The following is a 25,770-nucleotide window of genomic DNA, read 5'->3' as shown; positions in this document are numbered from 1 at the left end:
TTCCTTATTAATCTTATAGTTTACCTACAAGGTCAAGACCTGGAGTTAGTACTTCATCGCCTTCTTCTTCCCATTTTGCTGGACATGCTTCACCTGGGTGTTCAGCAACGTATTTACCAGCTTTGATTTTGTTGATATTTACATCAGCTTTTCTACCGATACCATCAGCGTTGATTTCTACTGTTTGAATTACGTTTTCTGGGTCTACTACAAATGTTGCTCTTAAAGCTTTTCCTGAATCATCAAGGATGTCTAATTCTCTAGCTAATTCTTTGTTAGAGTCAGAAATCATAGTGTATTGTAATTTGCTAATTCTTTCTGAATTATCATGCCAAGCTTTGTGAACAAAGTGTGTGTCTACTGATACTGAGTAAACTTCTGCACCAAGATCTTTAAGGGCTTGGTAGTTATCTTGCATATCTTCTAGTTCTGTTGGGCAAACAAATGTAAAGTCTGCTGGGTAGAAGATAAGAACTTTCCAGTTTCCTTTTAAATCTTCGCTAGAAACTGTAGTAAATTCATCATTTTGTGGGTTATATGCGTCAAGTTCAAATTCTGGTAGTGTTTTACCTATAAATGCCATGTTAATTCTCCTTTTTAATTTAGTGTGCTATTACTATTAGTTACATAATTATTATAATCATTCTAAAATAAAAGTCAAACTAAATTAAACTTTCCCTTAGAATGAACTTACATTACATCTATTACCCAAATGCTAGGAAAATATTTAGTAGATTTTGATTATATTTAATTTAACAAATATACCTATATATTAATGTAAATTTTACACTAATATGGTAAAATATTACCTAGTAAGAGCCTAGGAATTACTAGGGAAATTTTATTGAAATATTAATTTAAAATTTGATGAGGAACTATGAAAAAAGCAAAGAAAACCAACGTGCGCGTAAAGGCCTTTGAGCTTGGAGCTGGTAGTAAGCTAGAGCAAGAGCTAATCGCTAGTGGTCAAATTATCAAACACGATAATCACTATGAAATCTACTCGGCAGAGTCAACCAACAAGGGTGAAGTGGCAAAAGATGGCGATTTTGTAAAAATTGACCAGGCAGATAACCCCTATCCAAATTCACGTGAGAGATTTTTAAAACACCACAGGCACATAAAAGACTATCATTATGAGCAATTCCCAGTCATCCTATGGAGCTGGAAATATGGAGATGATGAGGATGAGGTTATAAAGTATTTGCTAGATAATGGCAAACTAACCATAAACCCCGACTCTGAAAAATGTTTTTACCAAGCCGAGCTTTGGGGAACAGTCCTAAGTGCTAAGAAAGATGATATTATCTTAATATATGATGTTAAAAAAGATGGTGAAAATATTTTAGATGTCGACTTTAACCTTATCGACAAGGATGAGTTTGACAAGACCTACGAATATATTGACTAAGGAGCATATATGGAAAATACAATAGTTTCTGGAGAAACTACCATTATTGAGACCAACGAATTTGAATGGCAAAAAAACATCAGTTCTGGCCAGTATTTGGATATTGAATCTATCGAGATAGGTGCAAATAACACCATTGCTCTAAGGAAAAAAATTCCTTTTTATAAGTACATAATCAATTTTTTGTTGATGACCCACTACAAGGACCTAGGCTTGGGCAAAGAAGAAATAGGGGATAAGGCGGCAGAAATATTTACATCCATAGAAAATGCAGAAAAAAACCCAGCCTTTGAAAAAATAGTAGACCTAGTAGTAGAACTTTTTAGGGCAAAAAACCTCTACCCACACGGGACAAAAAGCGAAGTTTACGGATCACTAGAATTTAATAAAGAAGACAGGAAAATTTGGAAAAAAACACAAATTAGAAAAGACTTAAAGGCAAGCATCATCACTAGGGATAAGATGTTTATCTATGGTTTTGGCCTAGGAATGGACCTTGCCGAACTAGAAGTTTTTTTGATGAAGGTATTAGAAGAAACAGGGCTTAACATTTGGGATAAGAAAGAAGCCTTAATTTATATTGCCTTAAAACACTTTCCAGACAATCCTGTCAATTTTTTTGTAAGGGCAAATCAACTTTATGATAACGAAGATTTGGCCTATGTTAAGGTTGAAAAAAAGGATACCAACCTAAATACAACTATCTTGCAAAACTCACTTGATGATTACCTAAATGAGTACCGCAATATGAATGAGGTCGATGATGAAATTATTTTAAATATCATTGCCTACCACAAGGACCTGGTCAGTGAAAACACAAATAGGACCATAAAAAGTGAATTTGTATCCACATTTTATGATTTGGAAGAAAAACTAAACGATGAGATTGCAGCCTTTTCCAATGTAAAGTACGGCAATGATGATGGTTTAACCCAAAATGCCGACTTTTTTTCAAGGGGCAGGGTAAAAGTTTTTTACAAAAGTGATGAGGATATTATCCTAACACACAATATGCCCTTTGTATTCAAATCAGAAGAAAAGGGCGAAACAAAGACCTACTACCCAGAACATAAGTATATCTTGGAAAAAAATCCACAAGGCGGAGAAAAAGAAATTACACTTAGAAGCGATGACTATGCCTTTAAAGATGAAGTGCCGATACTAGGATCTGGGGATGAATATAGCGATTTTGTTTATCAAAATGATATTGCTGGCATAGAAAAAGTAGAACAAGATTCCATATATATTTCTGAGAAAAAAATATCTTCACTACTATCCTATCTTTACAATGAAGATGCTATTATTTCAACAGATGATATCAGCCTGCCAGATAATCAAATTAAGGCCCTAGATGACTTATTAAAAGATACAAAAATCAAACACGAAAACTTAAATGCCATTATAGAAAAGGATAAGATCTCCCAAATTACACGTTCTAGACTCATTACCCTCTATTTTCTATCCTATGTTTTGGAAAATGAGGGTATTTGGTTTGACAAACTTTCCACACCAGCTAGGCGCAAAAGGGACTATCTGATTTTTATGGACTACAAGCTTAGAAACTCAAGGCTATATGAGTACAATATCTCAAATCCCTACGAGGAAACCCTGCTAAAACTTGTGGTTTATGATGAACCAATAGATGCTTTCCGCGACCTGTGGGCCAAGTATCTACTAAATATAGGAGATAAAAAATAGATGAAAAATTTCAAGACACAAGAAGAATTTATCAGCCAAATAAAAGAACCAGTTGCAGATTATAGGTCCCTATTAATAGACCAAAAAATAGAGATTTATAACCAATTAATCCGGGTAGACTTAAACTAGAATCCTACAACGAAGAATTTTCTAAAAATTTGGGAGACTTTATTAGTGAAAATTTATTCAATTATTTTGAAGTTTTTTACCTAAGAAAATTATATTTTCCATTATTAAATGAAAAGGCAGAAAAGAAATTTTATTGTTATGCTATGACCAATAACGTCAAATTTTCCTATAAAATTTATAATAAAGATTACAAAAACTTGGCCTATGAATTAAATAATATGATGGAAGACTTGGATAAAGATACAAATCCGGATGCAGAAATCAGAATTTTTAACCACATAAATGGCAAGGACTATGTAGAAGGTCACGGTGACTACCTTGAATTTAACTACCAGCTAGGAGATATTGCCTTTAGGGAATTTTTTGAAAAAGGAATTGCTCTGCAAATTTACACCTACTTTGAACTGATTAGAAAAAGTAAGGTTTTTGATGAGGTCAAAATCGATGTTAGATTAAAATGGCAGGCCTATGATGATTACTCTCCTTTAAGTGAGGGAGTAGAAAATCATATCGATATAGTTTGCACCAAAGAATTTTCAACATTTATAATTACAACTACCCAAATCCAACTAAAAAAAGAAGACCTTTATGAAATAAAAACCCAAGCTAAGCAATTTGGTATTGATACAAAACCAATTTTGATAAATACCAACAGCATGGGCATAGATAAATCCATTAGAAAAATTGCAAAAGCAACTGGAGTTTTCCTAATAGACCGTGAAATGATTGAAAAAAGAAAATCTTGCCAATGCATACAGCAATATAGCTAGGTTGTACCTTGATATGGGAGCAAAAAAGAAAAGTGAATCTCAAAATTATTACCAAAAATCCCTTAAAATGTTTGAAGAAATTGCAAAAAATGACCCATCTATGGTAAATAATGAAAACCTAGCCATGGCCTACAATGATATTGCAAACCTATATTCAACCGGGGATAGGCAGGATATTGTAAATGCTAAGTTTTACTACAAAAAAGCTATTGCAATTATAAAAAAACTTTTGGATGAGCATGAGAATATAAATCTTAAAAAGACCCTGGCCCTAGCCTATATAAATATTGCCAGCCTTTATTTTAGCGAAAATAAATTTGATAAGGCTGAAAAATGGTATTACAGGTCAATTGATGTAATCCGCCAAATAGAGCAAATCGAGCCAAGTCTTGAAAATAAAGAAACCCTAGCCAAGGCCTACAATAATATTGCCGATCTTTTTGCAAGCGAACTAATCGATGATAGGCAAAAGGCAGAAGATTTCTACTTTAAGGCAATGAGGATTTTTGAAAGTATTTTAAATCACAAGCCGATATTATCTGTAAAACGTTCATTGTCAGTCACTTATGACAATATGGGAAATCTATATGCAGATTGGAAAATTAACCAGGCTTACAAATATTACAAAAAAGCTATAGAAATCAAGGAAGATTTGCTAAGCATTAGCTCATCAAAGGATGATATTACAGATTTGGCAACTTCTTATAATAACCTAGGATTTTTGTATATGGATAATAGGTCAGATGATAATTTTGCCTTGGAATGCTACAAGAAAACAATCGACCTAATACATACAATCGATGAAAACGATATGGATAAAAGTTATGGGGAGAACCTTGCAACTTCTTATACAAATCTTGCAAGTCTCTACTTTTTACTAGATGATATAGCAAATAGCGAAATTTACTTTAAAATAGCAATAGATATCTACAAAGACTTGATTGAAAAATATCAGGATGATGATATTATAGAAAAATTATTGATAATCTATAACAACCTAGCCTGCCTTTATGCAGACTTAGATTACAGTCTCGAAGAAACTGAGGAATTGTATTTACAAGTAATAGAGCTTATAAAAATCCTAAAAGATCCGTACAAAAAACGTAAAAAAACTGCCATAGCCTATAACAACTTGGCAAACTTATATCTGATTAAGGATAAAAATTACGCTCTTTGTGAAGATTGCTATCTAAAATCAATCGAACTTACAAAGTGGGTCATTGACTACCATAAATCAATAGAAAATGAGGAAAGACTTATGGTAAACTACAACAATTTAGCAGAACTTTATGCCTTGTGGGGCAAGGATAAAAAAGCAAAAGAATATCTAGAACTTGCAATAAAAACTGCTGATGCCATAGATTATAAAAATAACCAAGAAAATATCAACAAATTCATATACAAACACCATGAATTTTAATAAGAAATGTCGGATAAATACCCGGCATTTTTTTCTTGGGTATTTATATACTAGAGCAAAAAAGGAGTAAAAAATGGATAAGAATAAATTTAAATTAACAGGGCAAAAGATAGATATTGCAAGTATAGATAGTGATTTGATAAGTGATCAGAAAGATGAAGATATAGAAAGAGAATTATATGAAGAATTAGTACCAAAGCTGCGTAATCTCCACGAAAAATTAAATGCAGAAGGTAAATATGGGATATTGGTAGTTTTACAGGCCCTAGATGCTGCTGGCAAGGATGAGATAATAAAATATATTTTCTCAAACCTCATGCCACAGGGACTTAAAAATACAAATTATGGCAAACCAACCGAAGAAGAAAACGCCCACGATTACCTATGGAGGATGCATAAGGGGCTGCCAGAACGAGGAGAAATAGCAATCTTAAATAGGTCCTACTATGAAGATATTATTTCACCTAAAATTTATGACACCCTTGACCATTTACCAAAAAATATCAAAGATGACCCAGACTTGTGGAAAAAAAGATACAAGCAAATCAATAATTTTGAAGAATACATGAAAGAAAATGGCTTTCCAGTTATGAAATTTTACTTTCATATGTCAAAGGATGAGCAAAAAGAAAGATTCTTAGAAAGACTAGAAAAAAGAGAGAAAAATCACGAATTTTCATTTTCTGATATAGATGATAGGAAAAATTGGGATAAGTACCAAAAAGCCTTTGAAGAAATGTTAAATAACACTGCTACAGAGGATGCTCCTTGGTATGTGCTGCCAGCTGACAATCCTTGGCTTTCAAGGAAAATTGCAACTATTGCCCTAATTGAAGCTATAGAAAACATAAATCCTGAGTATCCTAGTTTTGACCCAGATGAAGAAGAAAAGGCAGAAAAAATAATAGAAGACTTAAAAAATGATAAAATCTAATATCAAATGAGATTAAAACCAGACTTAGCTTTTAATAAAAAGATCTAGGTCTGGTATTTTTTTGCTCCAAAATGGATATTTTTATATGCATTCCCCCTAAAAGTAAAAGTGAAATTCAAAAAAAACCCAGCAAGTAAGTCCCCTCTATAATGTAATCAGAATAAAGGTGATGGCAATCATAAAAGCAGAAAATAAAAAGTGAATTTCAAAAAAATCTAAGCTATAAACCACCACTTATAATAAGGACAAGATAAGTAAAGAGTTGTTAAAAGCTTAAAAGAAAAAAGTGAAATTCAAAAAAATTAAGCTTAGACAAACACCTTATACTGAATACTTAAACAAACTTAAACAAACTTAAACATAAAATCTTACAAAGGGGACAGCAATGAAAAAACAATTTAAAGCTATAACATTAGCACTAGCATTATTAACAACAACAGCTTGCGGAACAAATGAAGCAAAAGAAGCAAAAATAGCAAAAGAAACAAGAGTTGGACGTACAGAAGTTGTCCAAAGTTCAGAAAAAAAAGTAGCAAACGTAGATGCACCAAAAGCAGGTGCAGTAAAAGTTGAAGAAAAAGATAACAGAAATTACCTAATTCCACAAACAGTGGCTTTAGAAGAAAAAGAAGAAATGACAGAAGAATCTAACGAAGTTGAAGAAGTTGAAGAAGTAGCAGAAGAAATCACAGCAGTAGCTACTGAACAAACACCAGTTATTGTTGATGAAACTGTTCAAGCAATAGAAAAAGTTAGACAGGAACTTCCAGAAGTTAATAAAGAAGTAGAAGCTATAAACGAATTAGAATTTGAAGAAGTAGCAGAAGTGACTACAAATGAAACATTCGACCTAGCAGACATAGATGAAACATCAGAAACATCACTTCCAAATGCAGTAGAACAAACTGTAGCAGCGGCAACAGTTGAAGAGTTTGACCTAACAGACATCGAAACAGCATCAGAAATATCTGAATCACAATCTCTACCAAACACAGTAGAAGAAGAAGTAGTTGCAGCAGTAGAAGCTCCAGTAGCAGAAGATTTAGTTGAAGCTGATCAAGTATCAGGTGGTCTTACAGTATCAAGCCCATCTATAGAAGAAATCAGATCTTACTGGATGAACTACCAAACAAGTGCAAGTGACACAAAAGCATTTTTAGGACTAAAGCTAATTAACCCAGACAGTACAGAAGTTTTCACAAGCGCACCAAATACTAACCTTAACTCACTAAATGTTGGTTCAGTATCTCAAGCAGCTCAAGAAGATGCCCTACACATTGCAAACACAGCAAGATTTGCAGCAGGTATCAAAAATCAATTAACAATTGGAAATGACCAAGCTAAATTTGCTCAAGCAGCATCTATGATTAATAGATTAAACCTACAAGTTAACCACTTCCCATCACTTCCAGCAGGAATGAAAGCAGATTCAGCGGAATATGCAAACGGAACTATCGGTGCAGCAAACTCAAACCTTGCTTCAGGATTTAACATACTTGACTCAGTTGTAGAATATTTAAGAGATGACCTTGGTGAACAAAACCAAACAGAAGTTGGACACAGAAGATGGGTACTAAATCCACAAGCTAGCCTTGTAGGATTTGGTCAAGCAGACGAATTCAGCGCAATGTTCGTAAATAACGACGACTATGCTGGAGAAAATGCAAACACAGTTTACGCTTACCCAGGCCAAACAGCAATCAGCGAATTCCACTCAGAAGGATCTAGCCTATCACTAATGTTTGGCGAAAACTTTGAACTTGCTAATGCACAAGTTGAAGTAACAGATCTTGCAACAGGTCAAGTAAACACAGAATCTCACGTAGATGAAAGCTTCAAAGGAAGCGTAAAAGCAATCACATTTGGATACGGAATGAACTATGCTCCAGGTACAAAATTACAAGTAAAAGTTACAGGAGTTACAAAAGACGGCCAAGAATATCCAGTAGAATACACAATCAACTACATGAGCCTAAATTAATAATTACCACCCTTTAGATATAAAAAAGTTTAAGTTTACAAAAAAATCCCAGCTATTAAAAGCTGGGAATTTTTTGTTGAGAAATTAAATAAAAATATTTTTGATTATTTAACCCAAAATTGACTTGGTTTTTTCAAATAATTTTCTAGCATCTTCTTCTGGATTTTTGCTATCCATTATTGCCCTTACTACAGATATGCCAGATGCTCCTGAATCTTTTAGGATGTCTATATTTTCGTAATTTAATCCACCAATAGCTACTGTTGGTATGGATATATTTTGATTTATTCCTTTTAAGGTCTCAACACTGGTGCGGGTGGTTTTTACATGGGTTTTGGTTTCAAAGATAGCACCTACTCCCAAATAATCTGCTCCCTTTTTTTCTTCAGCTATGGCCCAGTCTAGGGTTTTGGCAGTTGATCCAATTATTTTATCATCTCCCAAAATTTTTCTAGCATCAGCCACATCCATATCTTCATTTCCTAGATGTACTCCATCAAGGTCTGCAGCTAGGGCTATGTCTACCCTATCATCTACTAAAAGTGGTACATGGTATGAGTGACACAAATTTTTTAATTTTTTTGCTATTTCTATAACTTCACGAGCTGGAGCAGTTTTTTCCCTAAGCTGGATTAAAGTTACACCACCCTTTAAAGATTTTTCTATCACATCAAAAAATTCTTCATCACTTAATTTGTCCCTATTTGTTACTAAGTATAAGCTTAAATCAAAGTCTTTCATAATCTATTCTCTCCATTATTTTTTTGCTATCCATAAGTGAAATCTCATCTAAAAGTGACATTTTAAAAGTTGCCATTCCCTTTTCTTTTTGGGCAAGCTCTGCTGCAATATTTAATAAGCTTATGGCAAGAGCTATTGCATTTATAGTATTTTCAAAGGAATATGCCGCAGCAATAATCCCGCCAAGTATGCAACCTGTCCCAGTTACTTTTGGCAAAAGAGGACTGCCGTTTTTTAAAATCAAAATGTCCTTGCCATCGGAAATAATATCCTCTTTGCCACTTGCAACAACTATTGTGTTATACATACTAGATAAGTCTTTGCAAATATTTATAATTTCTTCTTTTTCTATGGATTTTGAATCCACCCCACGGGTTGATAATTTTTTGTGGTATATGGAGTAGATTTCGCTATAATTACCCTTTAAAACTTTTATAGGATAATTTTTTAAATAGTAAAGGCAAGTTTCAAGTCTGATTTTTGTAGCAGATGCACCTACTGGATCAAGGATGATTGGAATATTATTTTCCTTGGCCGATTTTAAGGCTTCCTTGATTCCCTTTAGCTTGCTTTCGCTAATTGTCCCCATATTTACTAGAAGAGCATGGGAATTTTGGGTTACTTCATAAACCTCATTGTAATATTCTGCCAAAAATGGAGCTTGGTTTAGGCTTAAAAGTACATTTGCCATATCATTTGAGGCAAGGGGACTGACTATTGCATGGATAGTGTGGGTATTTTCCCTCATTAAATCCAGAATATTTTCAAAATCAATCATTTAACGACTCCTGCATTTTGGAAAGGCTGCCATTTTTCTCAAGTGCCTTTAAGAAAATATAGGCAACTGAAGATCCAATAATTGTTGCAATAACAAAGCTTGGTGTAAATGTGAATAGGGCAACCATGCTATCTCCAGCCACAAATTTCATAACTGGAAAAGAAATCATAGACCCGATAATTCCTGTGCCTATCACTTCACCTATACAAGCTGATAAAAAAGTTTTGTATCTATTGTATAGTATCCCAGATAAAAAGGCTCCAAAAACTGCACCAGTTAAAGCCAGTGGAGAAATCCCCATAAGGCTCATACGGATAAGGCCAATCATTGTCGCACAGGCTAGGGAATAAAATGGGCCAAGCAAAACTGAGCAGACCACATTTATAAAATGCTGGGTTGGAGCAAAACCATGGACCCTAAGAATTGGGGAAATAACTACACCAATTGCTACAAGCATGGCAAGTAAGACAAATTTACGTAAACTTTTAGAATTTTGCATATGAACCTCCTTAAAAGGAGCTAAAAATTGAGAAAAATCCCTCCGCTAGTATTACCTAGATCAGGTTATTGGGTATAATCTCAGCCAAATTTAGCACCCCAGTTACAAATCTTTAATAACAGCATAACACAAATGTAAGAAGTTGTTAAATAAAAAAAACCACCACGCTCTCGTGATGGTCTTTGATGGGTGAAATCCCGTAGGATTCCATGAGTTAAACAGCGAAAGTATAAACTTTCTAGTTTATTATAACATATGCAAATCATTTGTAAAGCTTTATTTTATGCTATTTTAACCGAATTTAGGGTAATATTTTATAAGGAGTATATAGAAAAGAAGGCGGAAGATGAAAATTTTAGTAGCAATAGATTCTATAAAAAATTACGAAAATTCAATAGAAATAGGCAATATATTTAAGGAAGAATTAGGAAGTGATGTTGATATTATCCCATTTTTAGATGGTGGAGAAGGTACAGTTGAAGCCATGCAGGCTTTTTTAGATGGAGACTACCATTATGTAAATGTTCACAATCCTAAAAATGAGGTGATTACAGCAAGATATGTCATGAAAGATAAGCATGCAGTTATGGAAATGGCAGAATCATCCGGTTTGCGCTTGCTTTACCAAGAAGAGCTTGATGTTATGAATTCTTCATCCTTAGGCTTTGGGGAGATGATGGTAGATGGATTAAATACTGGAGCAAATACTTTTTTCATAGGCATTGGAGATACTGCGACCAATGACCTTGGCATGGGTATGCTCTATGCCTTGGGAGCTAGATTTTTTAACAGCGAGGGGAAAGAACTAAACCCAATTGCAGAAAATATGGTAGAAGTAGAAAATATTGATATTTCAGATCTAGACCACAGGCTTTTAAAGGCAGAAATTACTATAGGAACTTCTTCTGATACTACACTTTTTGGGGAAAATTCATTCCTAGAAAATAGGATTTATAGAAAAGGGGCCTCTGTCGAAGATATAGCCTATTTGTACAAGGGTTCTAAAAACTTTAAGGAAAAAATTGAGCAGACCCTAGGAATAAATCCTCTAGATTTGCCATCACTTGGTTCTGGTGGAGGAGTGGCTTGGGCTCTTTATGCATTTTTTAAGGCCAAAATTTCCAAATCCATGGACGTGATTTTAGAAAAAATAGATTTTGATACCATGATAAAAAATTATGATATTTTAATTTTGGGAGAAAATGTGGATACCTTTGATGGGCTAAGCTCAATAAATGTTGCAAATGTAGCTAAGGCTTACAACCAAAAGCTAAAGGTAATATTTTTGGAAGATCAGGATGGCAAAAAAATTGGCCAGAGGGAAAATTTTGATAAAATATATGATTATCACATTTCAGATAATTTTGACCGAGATCAGATGAAAGATGCTATTAGGGCCCTTGCCAAGGACCTAAGTCAAAATTACTTTAGCGGATAAAATAGGAAAAGAAAGTATAATAAACTTATGAATAATTTTAGAGATTTAGGATCAAGCAAAGTAACAAGCCTTTTACTAATTGTAAATATTATTGTATTTGTAATTATGACCTTTACTGGTGGCAGCGAAAATATTGCAAATCTTGTTAGATTTGGTGCTGTTGTAAAGAGTGAAGTTGCAAATGGCCAATGGTGGAGACTTTTTACTGCTAGCTTTATCCATATAGGATTACCACATATTTTATTTAATATGTACTTTTTGTATCAAGTAGGGCCTGTTTTTGAAAGGCTTTATGGCAGTCGTAACTATTTGATAATTTATCTTTTAGCAGGAATTATGGGCAACCTAGTAAGTTTCGCCTTTGGAAAGCCAGCTACAGTTAGTGCTGGAGCTTCTACTTCCCTTTATGGACTTTTTGGTCTGGCTATTGGTATTTTGTTAAATTATAGGGGCGATAGTATGCTTTCTAGCTTTGGATCTAGTTTTCTATCTATCATCGCCATAAATATTATTTATTCACTTATCAGACCAGGAATTGGTGTTTTGGGCCACTTGGGTGGACTTTTGGCAGGAGTGATTTTGGCAGGAGTTTTCCCAATTATAAATCGTAGCCTACAAACTAGCACACAACTTATAAGTGTGACTGCCTTTGTAGTATTGTCCATACTTTTTGTAATAATAGGACTAAGATCGGCGGTTTAGGCACTAATGAAAAAGAATTTTTTTGTAATACTTGCAATGATTATTTCCCTATCAGCTTGTGACTTCCAATCACGAGCTGATTTTGAAAAGGAAATAGCTACTGTAGAAAAAGAGCAAGATAAGGACTTTGTAATGCCTGACATCACCTACAGAAAGACTGGTGAAGAGGAGATTGATACAGCAAGGGAAAAATCAGAAGATGATTTGGATTTGGGAAATTTGTACGGTTCTGGAAAAAGCGGCAATAATCTAAATCCAGCTGATGCTGTAGGAAATATTGTAGATACAAATGTTGGCGATAGTCAAATTGGGATTTCACTTCGTCCATCTAGCCAAAGGGCAGGTGCTTATTCCACTATTCTTTCTTATAAGAGGAATAATGAGCTAACAGAACGCGAATTTGGGCCGGTTGCCGGCATAAGTGGCATAAATACAACAGTAACTTTTGATAAAATAAATTCCGAATCAGGTCCTATGCTTTTGGTAAGCCAAGTAACAGTTGATAATGGCGAAACTTATAGCGTTTACTATTTATTTAATAAATTTATGAGCCTTATGGATAATTTGGTTTTTAGGACATCAGTAAATGATACAAGTCCAACAGTCGAAAGATTGGGAGATGTGGTTGAATATACTGACCAAGCCATTCCAGGATCATTAGATCAGGCAATTACAAATCGTATGGAAGCAGAGGCTAGGTATTTGCCATCTATGTTAGATATTTACGGGGTAAAACACCGTCCGCTCACAAGCCTTTATGATAATCGCCAAATGGATTTGGGATATTTGCCAGATATTACTGGGGAAGATCGCATATTAATCACAAGAACCACAACTACTACCCAAAATATGGGCATGAATATAGATATAGAAAAATCATGAATATAGATATAGAAAAATAAGGAGAAAATAATGCAAAGACACGAAATAGATGAAAATTTAAAGTGGGACACCTCTTTAATTTTTGCAAGTGATGATCAATATTATAGTGAAGTAAAGGAAGCTAGAGAACTTGCTGATAAGCTTACAGAATATAAGGGCAAAATTACAGAAAATGCTGATAATCTTTTAAATTTCCTAAAAGATTACGAAAAACTAATGAGAAAATTCCACAAGGCAGGAGTTTATGGCCACTTAAAATCTGATGAAAATACAGCTGATAGCACCTACCAACAAATGAGCCAAACAACTTCTATTGCTGGAGCAGAAATTTCTGAAAAATTATCATTTATCACACCAGAAATTCTAGCAGCTGACTATGAAGACATCAAAAAAATGCTGGGTGAAAAAGAAGAATTAAAGGCATATGACCATTATTTTGAGGACTTATTTAGAAATAAAGACCATGTTTTAAGCGAAAATGAAGAAAAAATCCTAGCAAGCTTTTCGAAATTAAGTCAAAATCCAGTTTCTACTTATATGATTTTTTCAAATGCAGATATGAAATTCCCAGCTGTAGAAAAAGACGGCAAAGAAGTTGCCCTTTCAGATGCAAACTTCACAACTCTTGAAGAGGATAAGGACCGTGATTTTAGACGTAGGGTTTATGAAACTTACTATGGAATTTATAAGCAATTTGAAAACACAGCTGCATCCTTACTTGATGGGGAAATTACTAGCCATAATATAGAATCAAAACTTAGAAAATATAAGTCAGCTCGTGAGATGAGTCTTTTCAAAAATAATCTGGATGAAGAAATCTATGACAATCTTTTAGAAGTAGTTCACGAAAATATGGACATCCACAGAGACTACACTAGCCTTCGTAAAGAGTTTTTAGGGGTAGATGACCTTGGTTTCCACGATATATATGTGCCACTTGTAAAAGATTATGAAAGAGAAATCGAATTTGATGAAGCACGCGAATTAGTACTTGAAGCAATCAAACCACTTGGGGAGGAATACGTAGAAGTAGCCCGAAAGGGATTTGACCAAAGATGGTTTGATGTTATGCCAAATGAAGGCAAAAGATCAGGTGCATATTCTTCAGGATCATACGATACCCAACCATATATCTTGTTAAACCACACAAATACAATTGGTGATGTATTTACAATTGCCCACGAACTTGGCCACTCTATGCACTCATACTACACAAGGAAAAACCAACCATATATTTACGGGTCATACTCAATCTTCCTTGCAGAAATTGCATCAACAACCAATGAGCTGCTACTTTTAGATTACATGCTAAAAAATAGCCAAAGCGAAGAAGAAACTGCATATTTACTAAATTATTTCGTAAACCAATTTAAATCTACAGTATTTAGACAAACAATGTTTGCAGAATTTGAGCACGAAGTAAATAAATTAGTTGCAGAGGGAGAGCCTATCCCAGCTGCAAAACTTAACCAAATATATGGTGACTTAAACCGTGATTACTTTGGTGGTGATATAGAAGTTGATGAATATATTTCTGCAGAATGGGCAAGAATCCCACACTTCTATATGTTCTATTATGTATTCCAATATGCAACAGGATTTATGTCCGCAGTAGCCCTTAGCCAAAAAATCTTAAATGGTAGTGATGAAGACCGTGAAGCTTATTTAAACTACCTAAAAGCTGGTGAAAGTGAATATCCAATCGATGTTCTTAAAAAAGCGGGCGTTGATATGACAAATAAAGATGCTATGCAAAAGGCTATGGATGTAGCACGTGAAGCCTTAGAAGACTTAAGAAAAGCAATAATCTAATAAAAAAAAGACCTCCTAGTTTCCTAGATAAGGTCTTTTTCTTATTCAATTTCAGCTAGGATTTCCTTGATCATTTCTTCTGGCATTTGCCCTGGCAGAACTTTTTCAACATCGCCATCTGAGTTTAAGAATACATTTGTAGGAGTGGACCTTATATTAAATTCATCTATAAATTCTCCATTTGTATCAAATATGACTTCAATATTTTCATGGCCAAGGTCATCAAACCATTCTATAAATTCATCTTTTGGCATTTCGCCTAAAAGTCCTGGAGAAACTACACTTACAATATTGTAGTCGCTAGCGTTTTTGGATAATTGGTCCAATTGTTCTAGGCCGGTTAGGCATATCGGACACCAAGAAGCCCAAAACTCTACAAAAGTTTTCTTGCCCTTATAATCTGCCAGAGAAACTGGATTGCCATCCCTGTCTTCTAAAACTATAGAATCTTCACTTTCTGTTTCTTTTTCATCTTCTATTTCTTTTTCATTTTTAATTTGCTGATTAATATTTTCTTCTACTTGGTTTTCTGCCTGTAACTTTTGGTCATCGATATCTTCTTTATTTTGCTGATCACAAGAAGATAGGGTCAAAGATAGGGCGAAAATTGCAAGTAATATTAATTTTTTCATATTTTTCTCCTATAAAAATAAATTGTTGAAAAAAGCTGTTAGATTTGAAAGTTGGCCTGTCATTATGACTATTCCCATAATCATTATCAAAAATCCGCCCAATTTTTTTAAAAATGTAAGGTGTTTACTAAAAAAATTAAAATTTTTATTAAGGGTGGTCGATAAGATTGCCATTATCAAAAATGGCATCATTAGTCCCAGTGAGTAAACTAACATCATAAAGGCTCCGTAAAGTTCTGTACCACGACTTGCTGAGGTTAATAAAACAGCTCCTAGTATGGGTCCCACACATGGAGTCCATCCTAGGGAAAAAGATAGTCCCATCAAGTAAGTCCCAAGAGCCTTTGTTTTATTGTTTTTAAAACTTATTTCCCTAGACTTATTTAATTTTTCTATATTTATTATCTCCATTTGGTGAAGGCCTAGGATAAATACCAGCAAGCCTCCAAGGAAAATTATCCATCTATTGCTAAAAAATTTCCCCAAAAATCCTGCTCCAAAACCTAAAATCACAAAACTTGTGGCAAGACCTAAGACAAAGGTCATGGTTTTTATAATTGCTCCAACATTTATAAAAATCCTGCCAAATTTAAGATTCTTATATTCACTATTTTGGTCGGTAATTATGCCGATGTAGGCCGGCATCAATGGAAAAGTACAAGGAGCAAAAAATGATAAAAATCCAGCAACAAATACTGAACTAAGAAGTAATTGATTTTCCATCATAATAACCTCCTTTTTCTTATACAGTATATATCCATTATTATCAAAATTTAATAATAAACTTTAGTAGATTATAGAAAATTATCAATAATTTCTATAAAAAAAGAGCAGAATAATCTACTCTTAAAATTTTTATCCAATTCCCCCAAAAATAATCCCCAGAACTAGGGCTAAAATGCTCAATGTACAGTAAAGGTATTTTCCCAGTGGATAAAACCATGAGCCCAGGGCTTTTTTACGCCCCTTATTTACTTCGCTTAGGGCAAGATTTTTATCTAGAATCCAAAAGAACATCACTCCAGCCAAAAGTGCGCCCAAAGGAGCTATAAATATTGAAACAAAATCCATCCAAGGTCCGACGATGCCTTGGATAAGGATTGCAGCTAAAATACCAAGTCCATTTATAATAAGTGCGGATTTTTTTCGGCTAAAGCAAAATTTTTCTTGTATATATGCCACAGGAGCCTCATAAAGGTTGATAATTGATGAAAAACCTGCAAAAAGTATGGCCAAATAAAATATTATCATCAAAATTTTCCCAGCTTCCATTTTGTTAAAAACAATTACCAAATATATAAACATTAGTCCCGGTCCACCCTCAGTAAGGTCAGCATTGCCAATGGCCATTGCTGGAATAATTACAAAGGCAGCAAGAAGGGCTGCTATGGTGTCAAAAAACGCAATATTTTTGGCAGAAGAAGGTATATCTTCATTTTTTGGCAAATATGATCCATAAATCACAGATCCATTTCCCGCAATAGATAGGGAGAAAAATGCTTGTCCAAAGGCAAAAACCCAGAGCTTGGGGTCAAGCAATTCATCTCTATTAAGGCTAAAAATATATTGGTAGCCCTTGCTAGCAGCAGGATTTGTCCCAATGTAAATTGCAAGACCAAGTAGCAAAATAAATAAAATTGGCATCAAAAATTTATTTGCTCTTTCAATGCCCTTGGCAATACCAAAGGACATGATAATCATAGAAGAAATACCAGCTACAATTATCCAAAAATTATTGCTAAAATCACTGGCAGTTTGGTCAAAGGTCATAGCAATCAAAGAATTGTCGCCTGCAAAACTAGATAAAGTTCCATTTATGGCCAAGAAATTGTATCTAAAAATCCAGCCCATAACAGCAGTATAGCCAATAGCCAGGGCAAGAGATCCCAAAACAGGAATTATCCCCAAATTTTTTCCGATATTTTTATTGCCCCTTTGACCTGTTGCAAAAGAAAAAGCCTTGACAGGACCAGATCCAGTAAGCCTACCTAGGGAATACTCTTCAATAACTCCTGTAGATGCGATTAAAATTACAAAAAGAAAATATGGCAATAAAAAACTCATCCCGCCAAAAAGTGAAACCATAACAGGAAAACGCCAAATATTTCCCATGCCAACCGCAGATCCCACAGATGCAAGGGTAAAGCCTAGTTTACCAGTAAAACCATCAATATTATTAAATTTTTCATTTTTATTTGTTTTCATAATATTTCCTTAGTGCCTTTTATGGTATTATATCAGAATAAAGCGGAAAATCTAATAGTAAATTAATAGTAAAATTTATAAAATATTATAACTTTTACTAAAAAAATGTTTAAGGGCAAAATCAGCGGGTAGTTATTTTAATGGCTAGCCAAGAAATATTTGAAAAAATAATTTTAGAAACTAATAATTAAAGATTGAAAAGGAAAGGAAGCATCGTGAAAAATTTTAAAAAAATTATCGGAAAAGCTAACATAGCCTTAGCATCTTTAGCATTAGGAATCGGTTTGGTATTGCCAACTCAATCAGCCCATGCAGCTAGGTATGATAAAAAATGCATAGTTGGTGTATCAGGGGGGATTATTGAAGGAGGCACCACAGGTGGATTAGCTGGTACCGCACTTGCAGGAGTTCCAGGAACAATTGTTGGAACACTAGGTGGAGGTATCGGTGGTGGAGCCAAAGCTTTTGGCGACTACTGTGATTAATTAACTATAAATATTAAAATATTAAATAAAATTAAAAGGATTGTTTAATATTGGGCAATCCTTTTTTATTTTGGTTTCATATAAATATATAGAATAAAAATATTTTCTTACTACTATGTATAAAAATTTAGGAGGAAAAGATGATAAATTTTGCCCACAGGGGATTTAAGGGAAAATATCCAGAAAATACCATGCTAGCATTTAAAAAAGCCATAGAAGCTGGTGCAGATGGTATAGAATTTGATGTGCACTTGTCAAAAGATGGGGAATTAGTAATAATTCACGATGAAACATTAGAAAGAACAACAGATGGTGAGGCTTTAGTTTGTGAAAAAACCCTAGATCAATTACAAAAACTAAATGCTTCAAAACTATATCCAGATTGTGAGATTCAAAAAATACCAAGCCTTAGAGAATATTTTGATTTTGCCAAAGACAAAGAAATAATTACCAATATCGAGCTAAAAAATTCTATTATCGATTATAGGGGCATAGAAGAAAAAGTTTATGAGCTTATAAAAAAATATGATATGACTGAAAAAATAATAATCTCATCTTTTAATCACCAATCTTTAGTAAGATTTAAAAATATTGATCCAAAGATAAAATGTGGAGTTTTAGAATCATCCAGGCTTTATAAAGCATGGGAATATGTAAAAAATCTAGGCATGGAATATTACCACCCAATGAATTTTGTCGTTGATAAAGAAATGGCAGAAAAATTTGCTGAAAATGATATTGGTTTAAATATTTGGTTTGGAAAAGCAGACTATGATTATAGCCAATATTTACCATTAAATCCAAGCGGGCTCATAACGGACTATCCGAATAAAGTAAAAGAATTTTTAAATTAGCATACTTTTGGGTATGCTTTTTTATTTATTAAGTATTTGTAAAATTTATATAAATTTAAGATCTTGCTTATTTATAAAGATTTTATAAGTATTTTGATTTTTATGTAAAAAATATTTTAAAAAACAATAATCAAAATTTACCAAAGTATTACATATTTAGTAAATGTATTTTATACAAAGGTAGACATCGCTCCTACAATAGATAAGATTTATAATCTAGATATGAAAGATATGAGCGGAAGTGTTATTGATTGTTTAAAATAAGATATATTATAGTTTTCATTAATCCACCCCATAATGTCAGGGGTGGATTTTTTACAAAAACTTTACAAATATTTTGCAAATCTTATACATTAATTAGGTAAAATTATTGCTGCAGCAAAGATTCTAAGAAAGCAGGGATAGGATGAAAATTTCACTTATAAATATTAATAAAAAGTTTTCAGATAGTTTTAGTATTAAGGATTTGAATTTGGTCATAGACCATAATTCTTTTACCACTCTCTTAGGACCTTCTGGTTGCGGAAAAACTACCGTTTTAAGGATGATTTCTGGTCTTGAAATACCAGATGGTGGAGAAATATTATTTGATGATAAGGTTATTTTCTCAAGTGAGAAAAATATAAATATTCCTCCAGAAAAACGTGGTCTAGGCTTTGTTTTTCAAGACTTTTCCCTATGGCCTCATATGACAGTTTTTGAAAATGTTGCTTTTCCTCTAAGGGCGAAAAAAAATAATGCAGATATTGAGCAAAAAGTTTTAAAGGCCCTCAAAACTGTGCATTTGGATGGTTATGAAAATAGATTTCCAAGAGAGCTTTCTGGTGGTCAACAGCAAAGAGTTGCCTTTGCTCGTGCCATTAGCGACAACCCGGATTGTGTTTTATTTGATGAGCCCCTTTCTGCTCTTGATGCTATTTTAAGGGAACAAATGCGCCTTGAGATTACAAAAATTGTGAAAGATATGGGACAAACTGCAGTTTTTGTCACCCACGACCAAGAAGAAGCCATGTCTATGTCAGATGATATTATCATTATGAATAGCGGTCACATCGAACAAAAGGCAAGTCCTGAAGATATATATAAGTATCCAAAAACAGATTTTGTGGCGCACTTTATTGGCAAATCTAATTGGCTGGACAAAAACCATATGATTCGCCCAGAAGATTTTACTGATAAGGAAATCCCAGGCTCAGCCTTATATAAAACAGAAGTTGTTTCTTCACAATTTTTAGGAGATTCTTACATAATTTATCTGGATTATATGGGAAACAATTGGTCGTTTAATTCCAAAAACGGAAAAAAGGCAGGGGAGATTTTAAATCTTTATGCCGATAGCAAAAATATTATAGAATTTAACTAGGAGAAATTATGAAAAAAATTCTTAATGCCCTTATGGCAATATCTATTGCCGCTACACTTTCAGCTTGTGGCAATGCAAACACAACAGAAGCACCAGCAGAAAATACTGCAGAACAAACACAAAGTGCAGAAGAAAATAAAACTGAAACAAGTGAAACACCAGAAGTAAAAGAAGAAGCTAAAGAAGAAACAAGTGAACAAAAGGCTGAAGAAGCTGCTCCAGCAGAAACTTCAAGCGAAGAAAACAAAGACCTTTCTGGATCAGTAACAGTTTATATGCCAAGCCCAAAAGGACTTAATGAAAAATACATTGCAGCTTTTGAAGAAGAAACAGGTGTAAAAGTTGATCTTTTTGAAGGAACAACTGGAGAAATTCTTGCTCGTCTAGAAGCAGAAAAAGACAATCCAGTAGCAGACGTTGTGGTTTTAGCATCTTGGTCTGATGGTCTTGCTATGAAAAAAGAAGGAAACCTAGAAAGCTATGATGCAAAGGATGCTGACAAACTTTACGAAGATTTTATTGATAGCGATAAAGAGTTATTTGGTACAAGTGCATCAGCAGTTGGAGTAATCTATAACACAACTATTGTAGAAAACCTAGATGCTGATTGGGCAGATTTTGCAGATGAAAAATACAATGGCGACATAGCATTGCCAGATCCAGAAAAATCTGGTTCAGCAAAAGACTTCTTAGCAGGATACTTCTCACAAAACAAAGATGATTGGAAAATTTGGGAAGACATTGCAGCAAATGGACTAACAATTCCAGGAGCAAACAAAGCAGCCCTAGAAGCAGTAACAACTGGAGAAAAAGCAATTCTTCTTGCAGGTGTTGACTACAACGCATACAAATCAATTGCAGATGGAGAACCACTAGCAATTTATTATCCAAAAAGCGGAACAGTTATCAACCCAAGACCAGCAATGATTTTAAAATCAGCTAAAAATATGGACAATGCAAAAGCCTTTATTGATTTCCTAATCTCAGATAAAGCTCAAGAACTAGTAGCAGATGCATACCTACTACCAGGTAGATCTGATATTACAACAGATAAGAGAACAAATGTAGCAGACATTCCACAATTTAAAAACCTAGATTGGGATTACATGCTAGAAAATGCTGATGAAATCTCAGCAAAAATGAACTCATTAGTAAAATAAAATGAAAAAGACAAAAACTAGTAATTATCTAATTTTATTACTACTTTTGTTTTTTATAGTAACACCGATAGCAACGGTATTTTTAAGAGCGATCATCATAGATGGTCGCTTAAATTTTAGCCAAGCAGCCCAGCTAATTTTTACCAAAGATAATCTTCTTACTATAAAAAACTCCTTATTATTAGGAATATTAGTAGTAATATTTGCAAGTTTGATAGCAACACCCTTGGGATTTATATTTACAAAATCAAGATTAGCCAAATATAAATGGCTAGAAATAATTTTTATGATTCCCTTTATGACTCCTCCATATATCCTATCCATGGGTTGGATTCTATTTTGCCAAAAAAGAGGACTTTTCCAACAGCTTTTTCCAGCAACTGGCAATTTTAGTGAAAAATTCTTCTCACTTTTTGGTTTGGTTATGGTAATGAGCCTGCATATTTTCCCATTTATGACCAATATTATCAAAAACTCCATTGGAAATATTTCTGCCAATATGGACGAAAGTGCCAAGATTTCAGGTGCTGGTTTAGGATATAGGCTTAGAAAAATAATTTTCCCCCTCCTTACTGGTAACTATGCAATTGGCATGCTTTTAGTATTTATCAAAACACTTTCAGAATATGGGACCCCGGCAACTATTGGTAGGAGAATCGGCTTTATTGTTTTTACAACAGACATCCACCGATACGCAACAGTAGCACCAATTAGTTTTGGAAAAGCTGCAAGTTTATCTTCTATACTTGTAATTATATGTATGCTTATGCGCATGGTTCAAAATAGGGTCACAGAAAAAAATACCTATAACCTAGTAGGACAAAAATCTGCCCGCATCAAGGATATGAATCATCCAGTGATTTTTGATGTGCTAGCAGTAATTTATCTTATAATCCTAATAATATTTTCAATAGGCATCCCATATTTTTCAATAATTGCCACATCTCTTATAAACTTAAGGGGCTATGGACTAAAGGCTGGCAATTTTACTGGTAAACATTATGTAGATTTATTTCAAAATAGGTCAGCAGCAAAAAGAGCCCTTCTGACAAGTTTCGGATTAGGAGTTGCAACTGCCATTATTTGCGCAATAATTGGGACATTTATAGTAGTAAGTCTATATCGCCAAGGCAAATGGAAAAAATATTTGGAAAATATCGCCATTTTACCAGAAATGATACCAAACATTGTATTTGTAATAGGTCTTATGATTTTTTGGAACAAAATCTATAATGTCATGCCCCTATATAATACAGTAGGATTTATGGTCTTAGTATATTCAGTGATGTTTTTACCATTTACAATCCAATACGTGTCATCATCTTTTTTACAAATGGGAGATAATCTCATCCAGGCCGCCAAAATTAGTGGAGCAAGCAGGGCTTACACTTTTAGAAAAGTAATTTTGCCGCTAATAGCACCAAGTATAAGTTCAGCAGCCATGATGACATTTATAATTTCATTTAGGGAACTAGTAGCAAGTTCTATCATCAGCCCACCAAATGTCATGACGGTTTCAACCTTTATAACAAGCGAGTTCGAACAAGGGTCAGTTTCAGTAGGCATGGCCATGGCAGTATTATGTGTATTAATCACAACTAGTCTACTGATAATAATAAATATTTTAAGTAATAGAAGAAATATCAAATAAAGCTTGACACAATTAAAAATACCTAGTAAAATTAATAGCACCACTTAGAAAGTAAATTCAAATTATATTTGACAAAACTTTTTAAATGGTATATCATATAAAAATACCACACCTGCTATAAAAGTAATTTATGGCAGAAATATTAAAAAAATTATCAAAAACATTTGACAATGATTTTTAATCGTGGTATTATATATCTTGTCGTTAACACACGGCAAATTGAACCAGATAAGTAAAAACTTATCTACAAATAAATAGTAATTAAACTTAATCAATTAATTTGAGTAACCAAAAACAGACTTTTTCATATTTTGGAAAAGTCACAATGATTCTTATCTATAATAATTATATAGAAAAGGATAAAAATAAATCACGCATTGATTTTAAAATCAGTGTAAATGAAAAGAGCTTGAATCAAAAAGCTTTTATGAATAAAACTAAAATCTACTATTTAAAATAGTAGCCAAATATTTTTCATGAGAGTTTGATCCTGGCTCAGGATTAACGCTGGCGGCGTGCATAACACATGCAAGTCGAACGATGAAACTCATTAGATTTCTTCGGAATGAAAATGAATGGATTAGTGGCGAACGGGTGAGTAACGCGTGAGTAACCTGCCTTACACAAGGGGATAGCCTCTGGAAACGGAGAATAATACCCTATGAAACCAGACAATCGCATGATAATCTGGTCAAAATGTTTAGTGGTGTAAGATGGACTTGCGTCTGATTAGCTAGTTGGTGAGATAACAGCTCACCAAGGCAACGATCAGTAGCCGGCTTGAGAGAGTGTACGGCCACATTGGGACTGAGACACGGCCCAGACTCCTACGGGAGGCAGCAGTGGGGAATTTTGCACAATGGGGGAAACCCTGATGCAGCGACGCCGCGTGATTTAGAAGGCCTTCGGGTTGTAAAAATCTTTTGTATAGGAAGAAAATGACAGTACTATACGAATAAGGTCCGGCTAATTACGTGCCAGCAGCCGCGGTAATACGTAAGGACCGAGCGTTGTCCGGAATCATTGGGCGTAAAGGGTACGTAGGCGGGTTTTTAAGTTAGAAGTCAAAGGCTATAGCTCAACTATAGTAAGCTTCTAAAACTGGGGACCTTGAGTAATGGAAGGGAAAGTGGAATTCCTAGTGTAGCGGTGGAATGCGCAGATATTAGGAGGAATACCGGTGGCGAAGGCGACTTTCTGGCCATTAACTGACGCTGAGGTACGAAAGCGTGGGTAGCAAACAGGATTAGATACCCTGGTAGTCCACGCCGTAAACGATGAGTGTTAGGTGTCTGGAGTAAATCTGGGTGCCGCAGCTAACGCATTAAACACTCCGCCTGGGGAGTACGCACGCAAGTGTGAAACTCAAAGGAATTGACGGGGACCCGCACAAGCAGCGGAGCATGTGGTTTAATTCGAAGCAACGCGAAGAACCTTACCAAGTCTTGACATATTTTGGAAGCACTTAGAGATAAGAGCCTATATCTTCGGATAACTGAAATACAGGTGGTGCATGGTTGTCGTCAGCTCGTGTCGTGAGATGTTGGGTTAAGTCCCATAACGAGCGCAACCCCTTTTGCTAGTTACCATCATTAAGTTGGGGACTCTAGCAATACTGCCGGTGACAAACCGGAGGAAGGTGGGGATGACGTCAAATCATCATGCCCTTTATGACTTGGGCTACACACGTGCTACAATGGCAGGTACAGAGGGCAGCAAGACAGCGATGTTAAGCAAAACTCAAAAAGCCTGTCCCAGTTCGGATTGCACTCTGCAACTCGAGTGCATGAAGTTGGAGTTGCTAGTAATCGTGGATCAGAATGCCACGGTGAATGCGTTCCCGGGTCTTGTACACACCGCCCGTCACACCATGGAAGTTGGCAATACCCGAAGCCTGTGAGCGAACCATTTAGGAAGCAGCAGTCGAAGGTAGGGTCAGTAACTGGGGTGAAGTCGTAACAAGGTAGCCGTATCGGAAGGTGCGGCTGGATCACCTCCTTTCTAAGGATTGAAACGGCGACAAGTCGCCGTTTCAAAGAGAATGATACGTTATTCTCTATCAATTAGAAACACTTGTTACTCAAATTAATAGTTTAATTATATTTGTTAACATGAACCACTCATCCGAGTGTAGTCTTAATATAAACAATAAGAGGCGTCATTTTATCATTTGCCCTAAAGGACAAATTCTAAAATGATTCAAAATCACAGATTTTGAACTCACT

At 34.6% G+C, this 25,770-nt stretch carries 23 protein-coding genes, 1 rRNA gene and 1 riboswitch; of the genes, 17 read left to right on the top strand and 7 right to left on the bottom strand.

From position 1 onward, the window contains the following. Positions 1-13: 13 nt before the first annotated feature. On the bottom strand, positions 14-583 hold the full coding sequence (gene ahpC / locus ACF3NF_RS04240; protein WP_394022309.1) for an alkyl hydroperoxide reductase subunit C: 570 nt from the start codon (positions 581-583) through the stop codon (positions 14-16). A 294-nt stretch (positions 584-877) separates the two neighbouring features. Here ahpC and ACF3NF_RS04235 point away from each other — a divergent pair, with 294 nt between their 5' ends. From ACF3NF_RS04235 to ACF3NF_RS04205, 7 genes are all read left to right on the top strand, one after another. Continuing rightward, the gene (locus ACF3NF_RS04235; RefSeq protein WP_394022308.1) at positions 878-1,411 is read left to right on the top strand and encodes a hypothetical protein; all 534 of its coding nucleotides are present in this window, start codon (positions 878-880) and stop codon (positions 1,409-1,411) included. Positions 1,412-1,420: 9 nt separating this feature from the next. Further along, positions 1,421-3,109, top strand: coding sequence for a hypothetical protein (locus ACF3NF_RS04230; protein ID WP_394022307.1), 1,689 nt, complete (start codon positions 1,421-1,423; stop codon positions 3,107-3,109). Beyond that, positions 3,110-3,238: a hypothetical protein gene (locus tag ACF3NF_RS04225; protein ID WP_394022306.1), complete on the top strand. Its 129-nt coding sequence runs from the start codon at positions 3,110-3,112 to the stop codon at positions 3,236-3,238. Positions 3,239-3,381: 143 nt separating this feature from the next. Continuing rightward, the gene (locus tag ACF3NF_RS04220) at positions 3,382-4,008 is read left to right on the top strand and encodes a hypothetical protein (RefSeq protein WP_394022305.1); all 627 of its coding nucleotides are present in this window, start codon (positions 3,382-3,384) and stop codon (positions 4,006-4,008) included. Further along, positions 3,965-5,428, top strand: coding sequence for a tetratricopeptide repeat protein (locus ACF3NF_RS04215; RefSeq protein WP_394022304.1), 1,464 nt, complete (start codon positions 3,965-3,967; stop codon positions 5,426-5,428). The genes ACF3NF_RS04220 and ACF3NF_RS04215 overlap by 44 nt, the downstream gene beginning before the upstream one ends. A gap of 73 nt (positions 5,429-5,501) precedes the next feature. Continuing rightward, on the top strand, positions 5,502-6,362 hold the full coding sequence (locus tag ACF3NF_RS04210; protein ID WP_394022303.1) for a PPK2 family polyphosphate kinase: 861 nt from the start codon (positions 5,502-5,504) through the stop codon (positions 6,360-6,362). A 385-nt stretch (positions 6,363-6,747) separates the two neighbouring features. Next, positions 6,748-8,343 carry a CAP domain-containing protein gene (locus tag ACF3NF_RS04205; RefSeq protein WP_394022302.1) on the top strand — a complete coding sequence of 532 codons (1,596 nt, stop codon included), beginning with the start codon at positions 6,748-6,750 and terminating at the stop codon, positions 8,341-8,343. A 108-nt stretch (positions 8,344-8,451) separates the two neighbouring features. Here the strand turns inward: ACF3NF_RS04205 and thiE are convergent, their stop codons facing one another. The 3 genes from thiE to thiW are packed head-to-tail and all read right to left on the bottom strand — an operon-like array spanning position 8,452 to position 10,361. Then, entirely contained in the window at positions 8,452-9,087 is a 636-nt protein-coding gene (gene thiE / locus ACF3NF_RS04200; RefSeq protein ID WP_394024438.1) for a thiamine phosphate synthase, read from the bottom strand. After that, positions 9,071-9,862: a hydroxyethylthiazole kinase gene (thiM, locus tag ACF3NF_RS04195; protein WP_394022301.1), complete on the bottom strand. Its 792-nt coding sequence runs from the start codon at positions 9,860-9,862 to the stop codon at positions 9,071-9,073. The genes thiE and thiM overlap by 17 nt, the downstream gene beginning before the upstream one ends. Further along, positions 9,855-10,361, bottom strand: coding sequence for an energy coupling factor transporter S component ThiW (gene thiW, locus ACF3NF_RS04190; protein ID WP_394022300.1), 507 nt, complete (start codon positions 10,359-10,361; stop codon positions 9,855-9,857). Before thiW ends, thiM begins: the two co-directional genes overlap by 8 nt. Positions 10,362-10,381: 20 nt before the next feature. Beyond that, positions 10,382-10,472, bottom strand: a riboswitch (TPP riboswitch). A 235-nt stretch (positions 10,473-10,707) separates the two neighbouring features. Here thiW and ACF3NF_RS04185 point away from each other — a divergent pair. Genes ACF3NF_RS04185 through pepF form a run of 4 tightly spaced genes read left to right on the top strand, consistent with a single transcriptional unit; the run spans position 10,708 to position 15,195 of the window. Beyond that, on the top strand, positions 10,708-11,799 hold the full coding sequence (locus ACF3NF_RS04185; protein ID WP_394022299.1) for a glycerate kinase: 1,092 nt from the start codon (positions 10,708-10,710) through the stop codon (positions 11,797-11,799). Positions 11,800-11,826: 27 nt separating this feature from the next. Continuing rightward, positions 11,827-12,501 carry a rhomboid family intramembrane serine protease gene (locus ACF3NF_RS04180; RefSeq protein ID WP_394022298.1) on the top strand — a complete coding sequence of 225 codons (675 nt, stop codon included), beginning with the start codon at positions 11,827-11,829 and terminating at the stop codon, positions 12,499-12,501. A 6-nt stretch (positions 12,502-12,507) separates the two neighbouring features. Further along, positions 12,508-13,383, top strand: coding sequence for a hypothetical protein (locus tag ACF3NF_RS04175; protein WP_394022297.1), 876 nt, complete (start codon positions 12,508-12,510; stop codon positions 13,381-13,383). Positions 13,384-13,413: 30 nt separating this feature from the next. Further along, complete coding sequence (gene pepF, locus ACF3NF_RS04170) at positions 13,414-15,195, top strand: oligoendopeptidase F (RefSeq protein WP_394022296.1); 1,782 nt, start codon at positions 13,414-13,416, stop codon at positions 15,193-15,195. A 41-nt stretch (positions 15,196-15,236) separates the two neighbouring features. Here the strand turns inward: pepF and ACF3NF_RS04165 are convergent, their stop codons facing one another. The 3 genes from ACF3NF_RS04165 to ACF3NF_RS04155 form a co-directional block, all read right to left on the bottom strand. Then, on the bottom strand, positions 15,237-15,827 hold the full coding sequence (locus ACF3NF_RS04165; protein WP_394022295.1) for a redoxin family protein: 591 nt from the start codon (positions 15,825-15,827) through the stop codon (positions 15,237-15,239). Positions 15,828-15,836: 9 nt separating this feature from the next. Beyond that, positions 15,837-16,553 (bottom strand): cytochrome c biogenesis CcdA family protein, encoded by a 717-nt coding sequence (locus ACF3NF_RS04160; RefSeq protein WP_394022294.1) that lies wholly within the window; start codon positions 16,551-16,553, stop codon positions 15,837-15,839. 129 nt (positions 16,554-16,682) lie between these two features. Beyond that, a complete protein-coding gene (locus tag ACF3NF_RS04155; RefSeq protein ID WP_394022293.1) occupies positions 16,683-18,032 on the bottom strand; it encodes a sodium-dependent transporter in 1,350 nt (449 codons plus the stop codon). A gap of 215 nt (positions 18,033-18,247) precedes the next feature. On the opposite strand from ACF3NF_RS04155, the gene ACF3NF_RS04150 reads away from it, so the two are divergent. From ACF3NF_RS04150 to ACF3NF_RS04125, 6 genes are all read left to right on the top strand, one after another. Further along, positions 18,248-18,517: a hypothetical protein gene (locus tag ACF3NF_RS04150; protein WP_394022292.1), complete on the top strand. Its 270-nt coding sequence runs from the start codon at positions 18,248-18,250 to the stop codon at positions 18,515-18,517. A gap of 140 nt (positions 18,518-18,657) precedes the next feature. Further along, complete coding sequence (locus ACF3NF_RS04145) at positions 18,658-19,371, top strand: glycerophosphodiester phosphodiesterase (protein ID WP_394022291.1); 714 nt, start codon at positions 18,658-18,660, stop codon at positions 19,369-19,371. Positions 19,372-19,777: 406 nt separating this feature from the next. Then, positions 19,778-20,734, top strand: a complete 957-nt coding sequence (locus tag ACF3NF_RS04140) for an ABC transporter ATP-binding protein (protein WP_394022290.1) — start codon at positions 19,778-19,780, stop codon at positions 20,732-20,734. A gap of 8 nt (positions 20,735-20,742) precedes the next feature. Next, positions 20,743-21,894: an extracellular solute-binding protein gene (locus ACF3NF_RS04135; protein WP_394022289.1), complete on the top strand. Its 1,152-nt coding sequence runs from the start codon at positions 20,743-20,745 to the stop codon at positions 21,892-21,894. Between the two features lies 1 nt (position 21,895). Next, on the top strand, positions 21,896-23,545 hold the full coding sequence (locus ACF3NF_RS04130; protein WP_394022288.1) for an ABC transporter permease: 1,650 nt from the start codon (positions 21,896-21,898) through the stop codon (positions 23,543-23,545). 472 nt (positions 23,546-24,017) lie between these two features. After that, positions 24,018-25,546 (top strand): 16S ribosomal RNA (locus ACF3NF_RS04125). The last annotated feature ends 224 nt before the right edge of the window (positions 25,547-25,770 follow it).

It is taken from the genome of Anaerococcus martiniensis, assembly GCF_043187485.1.
Taxonomy (GTDB): Bacteria; Bacillota; Clostridia; order Tissierellales; family Peptoniphilaceae; genus Anaerococcus; species Anaerococcus martiniensis.
The sequence above is the reverse complement of the archived record's forward strand: the minus strand, read 5'-3'. Positions and strand labels throughout refer to the sequence as shown.